This is a genomic window from Bifidobacterium sp. ESL0798, from assembly GCF_029395415.1.
Lineage (GTDB): Bacteria > Actinomycetota > Actinomycetes > Actinomycetales > Bifidobacteriaceae > Bifidobacterium.
In genome coordinates this window covers 1,578,838-1,594,808 of the sequence record NZ_CP113914.1, presented here as the reverse complement: position 1 = coordinate 1,594,808, position 15,971 = coordinate 1,578,838, and the positions used below count along the sequence as shown (strand labels likewise).

Here is a 15,971-nt window from a genome sequence, read left to right as displayed (position 1 = left end):
GGGTGGCAAGAAGCGGGTCGGCTTGCAGTCCGACGAGCTGTCCGAAGGGAGCAAAAGTGGTGGCGAGTGAAGGTCGTTCCGGTGTTGCCGGGGATCGCGAGGATTGGTTGGGTCCGTTCCGTTTCGTGTTGGGTTACCGGGAGTTCAAACAGCTGTTCCGTGCGGAGAACGGCGCCTACATGCGCAAGATCGGGCTCATAGGGACGGTGTGTGCCGGGTGGTTTTCGGTTGCCGCGGTTTTCACGTATTATATTCCGCTGTTTTTCGGGCTGCCTTCTTCTGCGGAAGTCAGCAAGGATGAGTTTTGGCCGGTGACCGGTGTTTTTTTGATTGGTTGTTTTTTTGTGTGGTGTCTGGTGCGTCCGCCGTTTCTGTTTGTGTTCCGTTCGGGTGAGGCGCGTTCGTTCTTCCGGTTCCATGGGTTGCGTGTGCCCGGGGGTGTGGACCCGCGCGGGCTGTCGGTGTCGGTGTCGACGTCGTTGTGCGCGTTGGGCGGCGAGGAGGTGGCTGCCGACGGGACGGTGGTGCGTACGCCGTATGCGTTCATGCGGCGGTGGCCGGTGGTGACGCGTCGTTTCGTGTTTCTGCCGGTGGCGGATTGGCGCAGTGATTCGGCGGTGTGGAACATGGTGGGGGTGAACTGGGCGTTCCGTCCTGAGTGGGATGGTGAGGGTGTGGCGTTGCCGTGTTCGGGTGTGCCTGGTGTGTGGCGTGTGTGGTGGCGGGTGCATGGGCGTGTGCGTGAGGCGTCGGGGCGGTACCGGCGTGCGAGGCGTCTGGCCTCTCGTGGGGTGCGTGACCCGTCGGCGGTGTCGGAGGCGTTGGCGTTGATGCGTCCGGAGCTGGAGTGGCTGGCCGAGGGCGAACGCCTCAACCAGCAACACAAGCGGCAGACGGATCGGGATGCCGTATTATCCGAAAGGAGTGGGTGCTGATGGATGGTTCTGGCGATGTGAGGTTGCCGGCTGGCGCGCAAGATGCCGTCGGGTCGGGCGGCCGTGCGTCGAGTTCGTCTGCATCCGCTGCTTGGTCGTTTGATTTCACGTTGACTGGTCCGATGTGGTGGGAGTTTGCTATGGCGTCGAACGCCTATGGGCGGGGGTTGCGTCATATCTATGTGCCGGGCTCCGTGTTTGTCGTTGTGCTGTTGCTGGTGGTTTTCCTGAGTAATGGGACCTTGTATTTTCCTAATGATGAATGGTGGGTGTATTTTCTTGTTGGTCTGACGGTGTTGGCTTTGTTGTGTTGTGGTGGTCCGTTGGCGCGTTGGGGTGTGGCGAACAAGCTGGCGGCGTTCGCGTCGGAGTGGTTTGCGGTGCCGAGTACGAGCACGGCTGACATCTGGCGGATTCTGGGTCAGCGGAGCGATGGCTCGTTCGATTCGCGTTGGAATACTCCGTGCAGGCTGACGGTCGATGCGGATGGTGTGGTGTTGGAGCGTTGGGTGCGCGGCGCCCATGCTCGTGAGGGATCGGCGGGACGGCGTCGTGTGGTGCGTGCTTCTTGGTCGCAGTTGGATTGTGTGCGGCTGACGGAGCATGCGGTGGTGTTGTCGCCGTCGGCTGGTGGGAAGGCGTCGATTGATATCATTCCGGCTGTGGCGGATGTGAAACTTGCGGATTTGGACTGCTGTGTTTTGGTGGATCGGTCGGTGGTGCCCGATGTGGAGGGGTTCGTGGCCTGGTGCCGGGATCGCATCGCTGGGGCGTCCCCGCGGCCGGAGGCTGGCTGGCGGTTGTGGTTGTATCGTTTCCGGCGTTGGCTGTATGGGGACGACGAGTTTCTGGACGGCCCGTCGAAGGGCATGGACCCGTGGATGGTGACGGTGTCGCTGTTTGTCGTGGTTGTTCCGGGTTTTTGGTTTCTAGTGGAAAGAGATTGGTGATGGCTGAGGGCTTGGCCGGGCGTTTCCATCCCGAGTGGATGTCACGGCCGGTATTGCGATTGGCAGGAGTGTTGATGGGTTGCATAAGCAGTATTGGCATATAGGGTGGCAAGAAGTGAATCGGCTTGCAGACCGACGAGCTATTCGAGGGGAGCGAAAATGGTGGCGAGTGAAGGCCGTTCCGTTGCTGCAGCTGATAAGCGGCCGTGGCTTGGCCCGTTTTGTTTCGGGGTGGGTTATGACGATTTCGTGGAGCTGTACCATGCGGAGAACGACCGGTACATGCGCACGCTGGGATTGCTTTTATCGGTGATGGGTATCGCCTATGGAGGTATTTCCCTTCATGTGCTTTTCGACTATGCCGTCGGGAAAGAGGTCCCGAACGGCCTTGGGGATGTCCTCGCCCCGTTGATCATGATATGCCTGTGGCTGTTTGGTTTGTGGTTGTTGGTGTGTCCGCCGTTGCCGTTTTTGTCGCGTGGGGTTATGTGTGGCCGGTTTTTCGCGGTGCATGGTGCGGTGGTGCCGGATGGTGGTGTGCCGGATGGCTGGTCGGTGTCGCTTTCGGTGTCGTTGGGCGAGTTGGGTGCCGAGGAGGTGGCGGCGGACGGGTCGCTGGTGCGTACGCCGTATGCGTTCATGCGGCGTCGTCCGGTGCTGACGCGGCGGTTTGTGTTCATGGGGTTGCGTGATGTGTCGCGTGAGTCGGCGTTGTGGAACACGGTGGGTGTGAACTGGGCGTTTCGCAAGGATTGGAACGGCGAGGGGGCGTTCGTGCCGAGGAAGGCGCTGGGTGGCGCGTTGGGCGGTGCGCGTCGGGTGCGTCGCGGGGTGCGGCGTCGTGTGCGTGCGGGGTCGCGGCGGTATCGGCGTGCGGTGTGGCTGGCGCGTCTGGGTCGTGTGTGTCCGGGGTGCGGGCGTCGGGCGTTGGCGTTGATGCGTCCGGAGCTGGAGTGGCTGGCCGAGGGCGAACGCCTCAACAAGGAACACAAACGGCAGGGAGCTGACGATGCCACGCGTTCGATCGGGGATGGATTGTGAGCCGGCGGAAAAGGGTACATGGGCGCACCGTCATCAGGGCTATCTGCGTTTCTACGTGGGCTTTTACGGTGTGGTGATGCTGGGGGTCGATGTCTTTGGAATGGTGGCTGTTGGGTATTTTGGTATCGCCAGAGAGCTCTCTTCTTACGTTTCCTCAGGTCGTGTGCTTTGCTGTTGGGCCGGTCATGTTGCTGCTGTTGGCGGTCAGCATCCTGTTGCTGGCTTGGCGCATGAGTGTGGGTGCGAAGAAGAATGTGTTGTCGGTCGCGAAGGTGTCATTTGTGGTATGTCTGGCCGCCGGGGTGGCTCTTTTGGCGCTTGGTGGTGATTTTCCGAAGATTTTATTGGGTTGGGGAATGCTTGCTGGTGGCATGTTGAGTCCTGCAGTGATGGCCAACATTAATGATTTGGAAGTGAGATAATGGGATTTACTGAGATTGGCTTGGTGGATATTGAGAATTCGTTGAATGCTGTCGTGGTGAAGCTTCCTGATAAGTTCACTTCATTCGAAGGAGACAGTTCAGCCGATGGCTATAACGAATTCAAACGCCAGCCCAAGGACGTTAACGACATGTGCAAGAAGTATGAGTCCTTGCTGGCGGCTGACGTCGAGGTTTTGAAGTCCGCGGTAAGGCAGCTGCAGCATGGCGATGAAGCCATAAGCGCTTCCTTCGCAGGGAGATAGAAATGGTCAATCAGAATCATGAAGAGCGAGGGGATGGGCGTCGTGATGGTCGGCGTTCGGTGTATCGGAAACGTAATGTGGTGCCGGTGGCACCGTCACGAGCCAAGGGCTGCCTGATAGCGATGGGTGTGCTGAATGTATGCATGGCTGTTTTCTTAGGGACTGTATCGGTGCTTGCTGGTCCGTCTATGTTCAAGATGGTGGAGTTGGCGTCGTTGGGCGTGGTGGCTCTGGTATGTCTAGTGGCGGGTACGGTGACTTTGGTGTTCGTGGGTGTGCGTTCGCATGCTTGGCGCGAGGTTGTTCGCTGGTCGTGCCGTGTGGGGCTTGTGCTGTTGGTTCTCGTCGCGGTGATGGACGTGGTGCTGCGTTCGGACAGCGAGTATATCGCGGTGTGTTTTGTGATGCTGTTTGTGGGTGCGATGTGCATCGATTCCGTGTTGCATTTTCTTGATTTCGTGGAGGTTGGGTCATGAGCTTCAATGTAAGTGCAAAAGATGTCGATTCCTTGGTGAAAAGCGTCGCGAAGTGTGAAGCTTCGGACAACAGGAGCCGGAAGGCAAAGTTCTTCGCGATAAAGCACAAATGGCGGCAAGCTGACCGCCAACGATACCGGAGTTACTGAAAATGCTGGGAAGTGTGATTTCGGGATTGCCCGTGACGGCGAGTTTAACCGTTTGATTGCTTGGTTTGTGACAAAGTAATGTGGCAATAAAGCTAAACACGGGATACCAATGAGGAATTGTTCCAGGAGGTAATTATGCGTCAGAGTAGAAGACAGTTGGAATGGCAACGGGAGAATGCGCAGTCATGTATTGCTTCCGCTCAAAGTTCGAATCGTGATATTGAAGAGAAACAGTCGCGTCTTAGGGTGGCACATGACCAGGTCGATAGTATTTATCAGTCGTGCAGAAGGTTATCGCAGTGAATGCGAAAAAAGTGGCTGAGGCATTGGATCCCGTGGCGCGACGGTATGGATGGAAGGCGGATATGGATGTGCTGGATGGGGGTGTTGCCGGTGTGTCGTTGAGCCCGTTGGGGTTGCAGGTGGAGAATATGTTCTGTGTGTATCTCACCGATGGTGGGTTCGATGCCAGGTACTGCGGTCGTTATCATGATTCGTTCCTGAAAGTGGATACGTTGGATGGTCTGCGCCTGTTGTTCGATCTGGTGTTGGCGAAGCATGATGATCCCAATGAGACTCATGACCCATCGATACTTGCGGCTTGCCGCCAAGTGTGGCCGGAGTTGCCTTTGGATCTTTACAAACTGAAACGAGAGGGGATGACACCTTGGGAGGTCCCTGAGGTAGTTGGTGAGCTCGTGGACTCGCGATGGTGGTCTTCCGGTTCGTTAAGACGGCATGCGGTGTGTCTGGTCGGCGGTGGTGCGGGCCGCGACGGCTTGCCGGTGTATCGTCTGGTGTACGTGGATGGCGGGGATGGCTATTATGAGTACGGTAATATCCCTGGCCGGCATGAGGTTCTGGCTCCGGACGGTGCTGCTTACGGCTATTCCGTGTACCGCCACGCGGTATCTGCGATGGCGGAGGCTGCGTGGGCCCTGCGATGTGTGTGGAATCGTATTTGTGCTTTGGGCTCCGAAAATAATCCAGATGCGGAGAAGATTGTGGCCTTTTTCGTGCGGGAAAAATTTAGCAGCCTTTGGAGTGTAGACCTATAAAACTTATCCCGGTTGTCTTTGGTCCAATTGTACTTTTCGGAGGTGCTTTGATGGATTTCAATACTGTGGTCGGGGCCCTGAGCCCGGTGGCCCGCCAACGTTGGTGGGTATTGTATCGTTCTGGCAAAGGTGTGGATTGTCTGGAGCAGGCGGGTGAGGAAACGGTGGATGGCGATGTCTGTATTCTTTCGCCAGTATGATATCGAAATTATTGTGAATGAATTAGAATGATTGTATTCAAATAATGTGTTCGATTGTGTCAATATCAGGTGCGTGTCGGGCGTGGTGATTGCCCATGCGTTGAAGGGGATAGCGTGAAAGAAAAGAAACTCAAGGACCTTCACACGGGCGCACACACGCTGAGCATCCGTACCGCTCGTGGTGAGAATCTGGATTATGAACGTGCTGAATGGCTGGCGACATGGCCTTCTCCGGTTCTGCTCAGGTTCAAATACGAAGTGAAAGGTCATAGCAATCTTTTCTATTACGACATTACCGGTCTGCCCACGCTCAAGGAATATCTGGGCATGGGCATTTCTCGATCGCAGTATGTCTCGCTGCTGCACTCACTGGGCAGACTTGGCGATCTGTGTTCGAAGGCGAACCTGCCGATGGAGATATTGCGTTTCGAGCCGGAAAACGTGTATGTCGCCAATGAAGGAATGGTATTTTGCTGCCTGCCGATGACTCCCGTCGTTCAGCAGATGTCGGTACTCGCCCTGTTGGCGCTTCTTGCTGATCCGGGCAAGGTAAAATTTGTACTGCCCGCCGACCGGGAGCTTACCGCGCGCACGATGGATTTTGTTCGGCGCTCCCGTGTGTTTTCGGCGTTCGATTTCAACGAGTTCCTGGCAAACAATTTCGGTGGAGTCTCGGGCCTGGCGGGTGTGCAGTCTTCGGCGTCGCAGGATTTCTCGGCTCGGGGGCGTTCACAGGAGGCCGTGTTCGATCCGTTTTCCCCTGATGCTCAACAGAGCCGGGCCGGCGGTGGTTCTCAGAACGATGCTCGTCGGCAGACTCCTTTCCGGCAGTCTTACCCGAATGGGCAGCAGGCTGGCGGCGGAAGTGGCCCCGACGTCTTGCAGCCTACATCTGGGCGGTCTTACGCAGGCCCTAGGCAGGCGTCCGTGGCTCCATCTGCCGGGTTTTCTCTTCCAGCCCAAGCTCAAACTCAAGCTTCAGCTCAGGCTGAGTCTCCAGCTCAAACTCAAGATTCATCCCGGGCTTCAGCTCAGGCTCCATCCCAGGCTCAGGTTCCAGCTCAAACTCAGGGTCCATCACAAGCTCAGGCTCAGACTCAGGTTCACTCTCCAGCTCAGACCGCCATTGGCGTCGACATACATACAAATCGGAATTCCGTCCAAGCGGATTCCTCCCACGATGCCGACGGGGAGACCCGACCGAGCCTTATACGCCCGTCTTCCGAGCAGGTCCAATCACCGCAACCCCACGATCAGACCGATGCCGAAAACAATAAAGCAGATGTTATGATGGCCGATCGTCCCGCAGAGCCCCAAACCCCCTTGGATTCCGGTACCCGTGCGCTGTCCGGGGCTTTGAGGCCTTCAAACCCTGGTCTCGCCGGGGCGGATTCGGCAGGTAGGGTGCAAGCGACAAACCATATGGCAGCGTCTGCCGCAGTCGGTTCGAACGGTATGAATGATCAAGCTGCCCCTGCGGGTTCCGGCTTTTCCCCGCAACCCGCCACGTCCCGATCTTTTGCGGTGGTACGTGACCGTGATGGTTCCAGATTGTGCGCGGCGGTGAATACGGTGATGATCGGGCGTTCTAAACGTTGTGCTGCCAGGGTTGTCGGCAACACCAATGTAAGTCGGGTACATGCTTGCGTTACCGACCTCGGCGGCGGCAGGTTCATTGTCTCTGATTTGGGTTCGGCGAATGGAACCACTGTGGGCGGCAGGGTCCTTCATCAAGGCGATCAGGCGCAGATCGGGCGTGGAGAGCATTTCAGTGTGGCCGACGAATCGCTTCATCTCGAATAGTCGGGTTGAACGCTAGGATTTTCGCTGTGTGCCGGCAGTCTCTGACGGGTTTCGCATGGTGCGGGTTTGCATGGCTTTTTCGTCGTTGTAGAACGACTTGGAAAATGGCCCCAGACGCGTCCAAAGATAATGTTGCCGTTATGGTTCTGTTCCGTTCCGAGGCATTGACGGTCTTCGCTTCAGTTAGCAACTGACATATCGAACTGACATATCGTGAGGTTTCGTCGTTGTCTTGGAAATGGTGTGAGTACAGTACGGTCGCATTGTTTGAGACGATTGTAGTCGAATTGTCGCAAAAACGTCTCAAAAGTTATGATGTTCGATTTTGTTAAGAGGTATTAATGTGCGCTTATAGACGTTTGCGCTTTTTGCATGAAGGCAATCATATTGCGTCGTAACGGCCACGTATACTAACAAAGATGCATAGATCACCAGGAGGCAGAACTGATGGCTGAAGAATCGGAGAACAACCAAAGCTCGACGGGAATAGAATATGCGGGAAAGCGTAAGTGGGGTTACGACATCGACCAGGTCAACGAGTTCCTGGAGCGTGCCCACGAGATGTATGACAGAAATGATGGCGAACTGACCCAGCAGGATATCCAGAGCGCTGCGTTCACCTTCACCAAGGGTGGTTATGTCATCGCAGAGGTCGACGCTGCGTTGGCGCGCCTTGAGCATGCGGTGGTGGACAAGGAAACGGCACGGCAAATCACAGGTGATGGCGCCGTTGCATGGCAGGCTCGTACCCAACAGCTTTACAACATGATCAGCGCCCATGCCAAGCGCGGTCACAAGGATCGTTTCATGCGCGGGGAGAAGAAGCGTCCTTCCTACGATGTCAAGCAGGTGGATCGTCTGGTCGACCAGATCATCACCAAATCCTCGGATGATTTGGACGTCAGGTCGATGAGCAGCGAGGAAGCCAAGGACTTGGCCGATCTCAATTCAAGCACCGTGGCCAACGTTATTTTCACCCAGCGCAAAGGCAGCCGGGGGTACGACGAGCGTCAGGTCGATTATTATCTTGATGCCTGCGTCCAGCTTTTGAGCCGCGTTGAATCCTATGCACGTATTACCGACTACAACGCAAAGAACGCCACCGCGTCTGCGGCTGCCCAACCGTCTGCGGCCCCGACTCCGGTCCCTGTTGTTGCGCCGGTGCAGCCAGTTTCCGCGTCTGGCAATGCCTCTGTCAGCCCGTTGATCGATGACAACGCCACAGTTCCATTCGCGGATCAGCCTATTCCATCAGCTCCATCGCCTGCTCCTCTTTACCAGGCTGCGCAGCCTACGGAGCCTGCACAAAATGCGCAGACTACTGTTTCTTCGGGTTCTTTTGACGCGTTCCAGGCGGACAACCAAACTGTGTCCAATGATTTCGGTACCGCTTCTTCCTCCACATTTGATTTCAATACCGCGGTTCCCAATACGCCTGCTCCGGTAATTCCCAATTTGCCAGATGGCGTCGGAGCAACGGGCAACAATGTTCCTCAGCCGGTCCAAGGCACCGAGGCCGATGCAAATTCCTCATTGGCCGCTTTGGCCAGTATGGCGCATACCGCTGAAAATACATCCAAGAATGCCGAAACCGCAGCGTTTAATCCTCAGATGCCAACGCTCAGCACCCCGTCTCAGGACATTGCTGGCAATGATGCTGCGAGTGCCAGCTCCGATGCCGAGATTCCGAACATTTTGTTCCCCGATCCCAGCGCCGGTAAAAGTGATGATCAGAAGACCGGTGAGTGACACTTCCATCAGCAGCGTACATTGTGCCGTGGGCCACTTATCATGAGCACTGTGTCCAACGAATTGTCCTACAAAGCCGAAGTTTTCGGAGCTCAAAGCCAAAACGCCGATAGATTTTCGAGCAACAAACCCAACGAACCATGGGGGCTTGGCCGTCGTCTTTTGGTGACCGTCCCTATTTTTATCGTGCTTTTGGGCATTCTTGTCACGGTTTCCAACCTCACCGGCGTGCCGTGGAAAAGAGAGCCCACCGGTCAGTCGATATCCACCCTTTCCCCGAATACCGGTGTTACGTTCGATAATCCGCAAGGTCTTCCACTGGCGCATCGTAAGAGTTTCAAGGTTTCTTCGCGTACGGTCACGTTGGATGTCAAAAGGCCGGCCACGGGTGCTGTGCAGCATATCAATGTCTTGATCAGGACGCCTAAGGACCCTGCAGGGGTGAATGCAAAGCACCCTGGGATCGTTTTCATGCACGGCGCCGGATACGGGACCGCCGAAAACAGTTTCGGTGACGTCGCGGCCGATCTCTCATCAGCCGGATTCGTCACCGCAGTGCCTGACAAGCCCGTATGGTCGACCAACGACATCACCCGCGACTATGCTGGCAGTGCCAAGGCCTACGATCAGGTCGTGCGCTGTCTGCGTACGCAACACGACGTCGATCCGGGCAAGATTGGCCTGTACGCCACTTCCGAAAGCACGTGGATCTCACCTTATGTCATCAAATACGACAAGCACATCGCTTTCCAACTTCTTTTGAGCCCGATGGTCTATGGTCCGCGGCAATCCTTGGGATTCTTCGTCGGACAGGATTTTTCGCTGGTGGGTGCGAACGACGGCTATCAATCCATCGTCCGCAGACTGTTCCATGCCGATGCCGACATGTTCGGGCTTCATAACTTCGATTTTCCGATGGATCTGCCGGAGGCCTACGCGGTGCCGACCATGGTCGTCTATGGTTCGAAAGACGTGTTGACCGCCCAGGTCGAGGGACTGGAACATATCCTTTACTCTGCACATCGTGCCGGCAACCAGAACGTGACGGTACGCAGCTATTCCGTTGCGAACCACGTCCTGCGGCTCGGTGACGAGGAGGACAGCGGCACCCCGTTCGTCGACGATTACATCAGCGACGTCATTTCATGGGCCGTGGGCACGGCAGCAGGACTCAAACAGACCAGCGAGCTCGTCGCAGGCGCCACCATCCGGCAATCCATTGCGGTGCCTGTGGAACTTCAGGCTGATCGAAACCTGACCGTCTACGGGGCTATCGTCAACCTCGGCATGGTGGTTCTGCTGGTCGCGGCGTTGCTGATGGCGTTGCTCGGTTGCGCGATCAAGGTGCTGCGAATGATTCGTCACGACCACAGCAAGGTGTTCGGTTTCATGCGAGGTTTCGGCAGTGAGCTGTTGGCGGTGACCGTCACGACGCTGGCGACGTTCGTGCTCTTCGTCGCAGGGCTGGTGCAGGTTATCATGGCTGTGGTCAGGCTCTGCTGGGGTGGCGCGCCCACGGAGAACCCCGGCATGATGTATTGGAGTTGGCCGGTCATCCAGGTGGTTTCGACCTTGGTTGTCTGGGCATGGGCCCGAATTCTGGCCCGTTGCATCGAAGTCGCACGGCTGCGCGGACTGGCGCAGTTCCCGCCCCGCAAAGGGGCTATCAGCGATGTGGTCAGTGGCCGAGAGCCGGTGTTCGCTTCGAAACGGTTTGGCCGTGTCTTCTTCTGGCTGGTAGCGGCGGCGATGTTCAGCGTCCTGTTGTTCTTTGCGTTCTGGGGCCTGTTCATCTTCTAGAGACGGTAAGGCTTCAGGCCAGATGGTACTTTGCGTTGGTACTGGTGGAGAATGTACGGTGTTGTGCTTGCAAGTGCAACTGGCGTTTCAGCACTCCCGTACGAGGCACGGCGGGTACGGTGGCCGTAGTATGTATCTGTGGTTGCAAGAGGGAGGTGAATGCGGATGGCGCTGTATCGCGATGAAGGCGTGGTTCTGAAGACCGTCAAACTCGGCGAGGCCGACCGTATCATCACGCTGCTGACCAAAACCCACGGCAAGGTGCGAGCCGTGGCCAAAGGTGTGCGTCGCACGAAATCGCGGTTCGGCGGCAGGCTGGAACCTTTCATGCGTGATGACTTGCTGATAGCCGAAGGCCGATCGCTCGATGTCATTTCGCAGGCCGCTTCGATCTCTTCGTACACCGCCCGTATTTGCGTCGATTATGATGCCTACACCGCAGCCAACGTCATCGCCGAGATCACCGACAAGCTCGTCTCCAATGAGCATGAACCCGCCCAACGCCAATACATGCTGTTGATTTCTGCGTTGGCGGCATTGGCGCGCGCAAAACACCGGGCCGAGGCCATCAGCGATTCCTACGTCATGCGGGCTCTGGCACAGGCAGGCTGGACCCCGCGGCTTTCATCCTGCACGGTGTGCGGCAAGCGCGATGACCTTGATTACTTTTCCGTGGCTTCCGGCGGAATACTGTGCTCCACCGACCACACCCCGGATTCGAAACGCATCGATCTGGACGGCCGCGAACAGATGGAGGCGCTTGTCGAAGGCGACTGGAATGTACTCGATTACGCACCGTTGAAAGCCGAAATTCGTCGATTTGTTGAAGAATGGGGTGAATATTACCTCGAACGTCCCATTCGCTCGCTGAAGTTGCTAGATTCGTAAGTATGGCTTTTGAACATGTGGACTACACCTCGCTTGACGTTCCTGCGGCTCCCTTTTCCGATCCGTCGATTATCCCGGCGTTCCCCAAGAACAAGGTTCCCCGTCACGTCGGCGTCATCATGGACGGTAACGGGCGTTGGGCCCAGCAGCGCGGCCTGACCCGCACTCATGGGCATCAGGCCGCCGAACCGGTCGTATTCGACACCATCGCCGGAGCCATTGAAGCCGGCGTGCGTTATCTGAGCCTGTATACCTTCTCCACTGAAAACTGGAAACGAAGCCCCCAGGAAGTGCGTTTTCTGATGGGTTTTTCCCGAGACATCATCCATCGTCGGGTCGCTCAGATGGACGAATGGGGCGTGCGCGTGCGCTGGTCCGGCAGGCGACCGAGGCTTTGGAAGTCGGTGATCGACGAGCTTGAGGTGGCCATGGAGCGGACCAAGCACAATTCGACCATCGACGTGGTGTTCTGCATCAATTACGGAGGCCGTTCCGAAATCGCCGATGCCGCTGCGGCCATCGCCAAGGAAGTGCGTGACGGCAAAATCAGCGGGGACCGTGTCACCGAATCGATGATTGCCGACCACCTGTACAATCCTGATATTCCCGATTGCGATCTGGTCATCCGCACTTCCGGCGAGCAACGCACCTCGAACTTCCTGCCATGGGAGGCGGCCTATGCGGAACTTGATTTCGCACCTGAACTTTTCCCGGACTACGGACGCGAGGCGCTCTGGCGTTCCATCGACCACTATGTCCACCGCGACCGTCGTTTCGGCGGCGTGAAGACCAAAGCAAGGTGATGGCTGTTCAGCCGATGAATGGACGGTAGGGATACATGCAAGTAGCGGTGCTTCCAAAACGGTTTGGAAGCACCGCTACCGTGTGAAAGACCGAAATACGGCCAGCATATACTCAACGAGATGATCGATGCACAATCGAGCATCTCATCGACTTATTCCGCGCCGATAACCGACTGGTTTTCGATAATCTGGCAATGGATGCAGGCCGGAATGGCCGAATTGATCGGCGGCAGATCGATAAGTTCCTTGGGGAACGGGTCTTCGCCCAGCGAACGCTTTTCGATCAGCGATACCAGCTTGCAGACCGCCCAATACCCCATCTCGTAATAGGGCACGGCGACCGAAGTCAGCTTGGGGGAGAAGGTGTCGACGATGTTACTGTCGTTACCCACGCCGATAACCGACAGATCCTTGCCTACGGTCAGGCCACGGCGTGCCGCGCATTCGTAGATGTACCAGGCGCGTGCGTCATCATAGCAGAAGAACCCGTCGGGATGTACGTTATCGAATAGCGAGGAAACCATGCCGAGTGCGTCGCCGTCCTGTGAAACATTGACGACCATCTCCTGATTGAAGGGAATCTTCGCCTCATAGAGCGCCCGACGATAGCCCTCAAGCCTGGTGGCCTGGGCGATGGTCGGAGCCGCATTGCCGATATAGGCGATTTTCTTGGCGCCGGAATCGATCAGCCTCTTGGTGGCATCGTAGCCGGTGGCGAATTCGTCCGGCTCGACGATGGGGAAGCGGTTGTCGACGGTATTGGTGGAAATCAGCACCAACGGGGAATGGACGAGATCTTCGGGAACCTCAGTGACCTGGCTCGACGGCTTGGAATAGAGGAATCCGTCCATCCCATAACGTTGCAGCACCGAAATCTGATCCGTCTGGCTTGCGGAACCATCGGTGTCGACGAACAGGATGATATAGCCGTAGTGGCTTGCTGCGTCCTGCGCGCCTTGCAGGGTCTGCGCGGTATAGGGGATGTCGTATATTTCATCGGCGACGAAACCCAGAATCCCGGTTTTGCTGGTACGTAGGCTGCGTGCCATCGGATTGGGCTTATAACCAAGTTCGTCGGCTATCTCTCGCACCTTCGCAGCGATTTGCGTTTTTACGCGCCCGGCATCTCTGTTGTTGAGTACCAAGGAGACAGTGGAGATCGAAACTCCGGCCTTCTCCGCGACGTCTTTCATTGTCATCATGTGTTTTAATCTATACCTATTTACGGACTAACTAAAACCTGACGGCTTGTATTTGAAATAAATGCTCGTTTCATTGGAAATTGGCGGTTTATTTCGTTTGACTTAAAATGTCGTCAACAAGTTGTTGTTTCTCTTTGATTTGTCCGGAAAAACCGGGACGTATATCGAGTTTAAGTGTGACGCCGGTACGGTATCCCTGGGCGGCCAGCACCATCGTCGCGTCTCGGACGGTCTTGAGCACGTCGTCAAGATCGCCTTCGATGTTGGTGAACATGGCGTTCGTCTCGTTCGGCAATCCCGACCTGCGAATCACATCGATGGATTGCGCGACATAAGTGCTCAGTTCCGATCCGGTGCCGCTGGGGGCAATGGCCACGGCGGCCACCGTGTTGATATAGGGCTTGCCGGTTTTCGGATCGGTAGGGACGGTTTGTTTGACGGCGTTGCGGTCGATGTTTTCACTCATCTTCACTCCTTGAATCGTTGATTGCATGCTACCTGCAAGGCTTCGCATTGCCGCCGTTGCGTCTGCCGGGTGTGTCACGCTCTGCCGATACAGTGGGCACACAGGCAAATGTCATGGAACGGCTGATTAAAGCCGATAATCGGAAGGTGTGTCGTGGCTCAATCCAAACTTGATGAAGTCGTATCGTTGGCCAAGCGTCGTGGTTTCGTGTTTCCCGCCGGAGAGATCTACGGCGGCACGCGTTCCGCATGGGATTATGGCCCGCTCGGCGTCGCTCTGAAAGACAATATCAAACGTGAATGGTGGCGTTCGATGGTGGTCACCCGTGGCGACGTCGTGGGCGTGGACACCTCCATCATCCTTCCTTCCGCAGTTTGGGAGGCCTCAGGCCATGTCAAGGTCTTCAACGACCCGTTGATCGAATGCCTCAACTGCCACAAGCGCCAGCGCGCCGACAAGCTGCAGGAATCCTACGCCGAGAAGCACGGCGACAAGATGCCTGAGGATGGCTTGAAGTCCATCGTCTGCCCCGACTGCGGCACCCGCGGCCAGTGGACCGAGCCGCGTGACTTCAACATGATGCTGCGCACCCACCTGGGGCCGGTGGACGACGAGAACTCGCTGCACTATCTGCGTCCGGAGACCGCTCAGGGCATCTTCGTGGACTTCAAGAACGTGATGACCTCCGCCCGTCGCAAGCCGCCGTTCGGCATCGCCAACATGGGCAAGTCGTTCCGCAACGAGATCACCCCCGGCAACTTCATCTTCCGCACCCGTGAGTTCGAACAGATGGAGATGGAGTTCTTCGTCGAGCCCGGTACCGACGAAGAGTGGCACCAGTACTGGATCGACACCCGCACCCGCTGGTACACCGACCTGGGCATCAACCCGGAGAACCTGCGCCATTACGAGCATCCCAAGGAGAAGCTGGCGCACTACTCCAAGCGTACCGTCGACATCGAATACAAGTTCGGCTTCAAGGGCAGTGATTGGGGTGAGCTCGAAGGCGTGGCCAACCGCACCGACTTCGACCTTTCCGCGCACCAGGAGCACTCCGGCGAGGACCTCAATTTCTTCGACCAGGCCAGCGGCAAGAAGTACATCCCCTACGTCATTGAGCCGGCGGCGGGCCTGACCCGTTCGTTGATGGCCTTCCTTGTGGATGCCTATGCAATCGATGAGGCGCCGAACACCAAGGGCGGCGTCGACCGCCGCACCGTGCTGCGTCTCGATCCGCGTCTGGCCCCTGTCAAGGCAGCCGTCTTCCCGTTGAGCAAGAAGGCGCCGCTGCAGGGCATCGCACACGACCTGGCCGCCGAACTGCGACAGCACGATTGGATGATCGACTACGACGAGGCCGGTGCCATCGGACGCCGCTACCGTCGTCAGGACGAGATCGGCACCCCACTGTGCATCACCGTCGACTTCGACACGGCCGACGACCATGCGGTGACCATCCGCGAACGCGACTCCATGAAGCAGGAGCGCGTGGATCTCGACAACGTCGCCAAGTACGTGGCCGACCGCATCGGTGAGAAGCGCGTGCGCTACCCCGAAGGCCCGGCCTCCATCGTCGGTACTACTGCAGCCGATGGCGCCGTAGACTTCGCCAAGGAGTCTGGCGTCGATGAGTCTGCTCCGGTCAAGGTAGCAGAAGCTGGCGGTCTCTACTGATATTTATTTGAAGCAGTAATAATCCCGTTGAGTGTTGGAGGGCGGGATATGCGATGTTCGGGCGTAAGACACGGCCGAGCGGCCAAGGAGCG

The 15,971-nt window shown here is 57.0% G+C and carries 16 protein-coding genes; 14 read left to right on the top strand and 2 right to left on the bottom strand.

The features are described 5' to 3' along the window. Positions 1-428 precede the first annotated feature (428 nt). From OZX74_RS06695 to OZX74_RS06635, 13 genes are all read left to right on the top strand, one after another. Complete coding sequence (locus OZX74_RS06695) at positions 429-935, top strand: hypothetical protein (protein WP_277156172.1); 507 nt, start codon at positions 429-431, stop codon at positions 933-935. Then, positions 935-1,885 carry a hypothetical protein gene (locus OZX74_RS06690; RefSeq protein WP_277156171.1) on the top strand — a complete coding sequence of 317 codons (951 nt, stop codon included), beginning with the start codon at positions 935-937 and terminating at the stop codon, positions 1,883-1,885. The genes OZX74_RS06695 and OZX74_RS06690 overlap by 1 nt, the downstream gene beginning before the upstream one ends. A gap of 159 nt (positions 1,886-2,044) precedes the next feature. Beyond that, the gene (locus OZX74_RS06685) at positions 2,045-2,926 is read left to right on the top strand and encodes a hypothetical protein (protein WP_277156170.1); all 882 of its coding nucleotides are present in this window, start codon (positions 2,045-2,047) and stop codon (positions 2,924-2,926) included. An 89-nt stretch (positions 2,927-3,015) separates the two neighbouring features. Further along, positions 3,016-3,348, top strand: coding sequence for a hypothetical protein (locus OZX74_RS06680; protein WP_277156169.1), 333 nt, complete (start codon positions 3,016-3,018; stop codon positions 3,346-3,348). Beyond that, a complete protein-coding gene (locus OZX74_RS06675; protein WP_277156168.1) occupies positions 3,348-3,611 on the top strand; it encodes a hypothetical protein in 264 nt (87 codons plus the stop codon). Before OZX74_RS06680 ends, OZX74_RS06675 begins: the two co-directional genes overlap by 1 nt. 2 nt (positions 3,612-3,613) lie before the next feature. Further along, the gene (locus OZX74_RS06670; RefSeq protein WP_277156167.1) at positions 3,614-4,087 is read left to right on the top strand and encodes a hypothetical protein; all 474 of its coding nucleotides are present in this window, start codon (positions 3,614-3,616) and stop codon (positions 4,085-4,087) included. 448 nt (positions 4,088-4,535) lie between these two features. Continuing rightward, positions 4,536-5,294 carry a hypothetical protein gene (locus OZX74_RS06665; RefSeq protein WP_277156166.1) on the top strand — a complete coding sequence of 253 codons (759 nt, stop codon included), beginning with the start codon at positions 4,536-4,538 and terminating at the stop codon, positions 5,292-5,294. Between the two features lie 50 nt (positions 5,295-5,344). Continuing rightward, a complete protein-coding gene (locus OZX74_RS06660; RefSeq protein ID WP_277156165.1) occupies positions 5,345-5,494 on the top strand; it encodes a hypothetical protein in 150 nt (49 codons plus the stop codon). Positions 5,495-5,608: 114 nt separating this feature from the next. Next, entirely contained in the window at positions 5,609-7,297 is a 1,689-nt protein-coding gene (locus OZX74_RS06655; RefSeq protein ID WP_277156164.1) for an FHA domain-containing protein, read from the top strand. Between the two features lie 447 nt (positions 7,298-7,744). Beyond that, positions 7,745-9,046 (top strand): DivIVA domain-containing protein, encoded by a 1,302-nt coding sequence (locus OZX74_RS06650; RefSeq protein ID WP_277156163.1) that lies wholly within the window; start codon positions 7,745-7,747, stop codon positions 9,044-9,046. 162 nt (positions 9,047-9,208) lie between these two features. Beyond that, on the top strand, positions 9,209-10,846 hold the full coding sequence (locus OZX74_RS06645; protein WP_277157450.1) for an alpha/beta hydrolase: 1,638 nt from the start codon (positions 9,209-9,211) through the stop codon (positions 10,844-10,846). 165 nt (positions 10,847-11,011) lie between these two features. Then, complete coding sequence (recO, locus tag OZX74_RS06640; protein ID WP_277156162.1) at positions 11,012-11,734, top strand: DNA repair protein RecO; 723 nt, start codon at positions 11,012-11,014, stop codon at positions 11,732-11,734. Positions 11,735-11,736: 2 nt separating this feature from the next. Then, entirely contained in the window at positions 11,737-12,537 is an 801-nt protein-coding gene (locus OZX74_RS06635) for an isoprenyl transferase (protein WP_277156161.1), read from the top strand. A 152-nt stretch (positions 12,538-12,689) separates the two neighbouring features. On the opposite strand, the gene OZX74_RS06630 is transcribed toward OZX74_RS06635, so the two are convergent. Next, entirely contained in the window at positions 12,690-13,739 is a 1,050-nt protein-coding gene (locus OZX74_RS06630; RefSeq protein ID WP_277156160.1) for a LacI family DNA-binding transcriptional regulator, read from the bottom strand. Between the two features lie 88 nt (positions 13,740-13,827). Next, entirely contained in the window at positions 13,828-14,205 is a 378-nt protein-coding gene (locus OZX74_RS06625) for a thiamine-binding protein (RefSeq protein WP_277156159.1), read from the bottom strand. Between the two features lie 153 nt (positions 14,206-14,358). Here OZX74_RS06625 and OZX74_RS06620 point away from each other — a divergent pair, with 153 nt between their 5' ends. After that, positions 14,359-15,879 carry a glycine--tRNA ligase gene (locus OZX74_RS06620; RefSeq protein WP_277156158.1) on the top strand — a complete coding sequence of 507 codons (1,521 nt, stop codon included), beginning with the start codon at positions 14,359-14,361 and terminating at the stop codon, positions 15,877-15,879. Positions 15,880-15,971: the final 92 nt, after the last annotated feature.

Bases quoted from the DNA above. Each gene is read 5' to 3' on its own strand.
- OZX74_RS06690 (WP_277156171.1), top strand. From the start codon at position 935: ATGGATGGTTCTGGCGATGTGAGGTTGCCGGCTGGCGCGCAAGATGCC.
- OZX74_RS06685 (WP_277156170.1), top strand. From the start codon at position 2,045: ATGGTGGCGAGTGAAGGCCGTTCCGTTGCTGCAGCTGATAAGCGGCCG.
- OZX74_RS06680 (WP_277156169.1), top strand. From the start codon at position 3,016: ATGTCTTTGGAATGGTGGCTGTTGGGTATTTTGGTATCGCCAGAGAGC.
- OZX74_RS06675 (WP_277156168.1), top strand. From the start codon at position 3,348: ATGGGATTTACTGAGATTGGCTTGGTGGATATTGAGAATTCGTTGAAT.
- OZX74_RS06670 (WP_277156167.1), top strand. From the start codon at position 3,614: ATGGTCAATCAGAATCATGAAGAGCGAGGGGATGGGCGTCGTGATGGT.
- OZX74_RS06660 (WP_277156165.1), top strand. From the start codon at position 5,345: ATGGATTTCAATACTGTGGTCGGGGCCCTGAGCCCGGTGGCCCGCCAA.
- OZX74_RS06650 (WP_277156163.1), top strand. From the start codon at position 7,745: ATGGCTGAAGAATCGGAGAACAACCAAAGCTCGACGGGAATAGAATAT.
- recO (WP_277156162.1), top strand. From the start codon at position 11,012: ATGGCGCTGTATCGCGATGAAGGCGTGGTTCTGAAGACCGTCAAACTC.
- OZX74_RS06635 (WP_277156161.1), top strand. From the start codon at position 11,737: ATGGCTTTTGAACATGTGGACTACACCTCGCTTGACGTTCCTGCGGCT.
- OZX74_RS06630 (WP_277156160.1), bottom strand. From the start codon at position 13,739: ATGATGACAATGAAAGACGTCGCGGAGAAGGCCGGAGTTTCGATCTCC.
- OZX74_RS06625 (WP_277156159.1), bottom strand. From the start codon at position 14,205: ATGAGTGAAAACATCGACCGCAACGCCGTCAAACAAACCGTCCCTACC.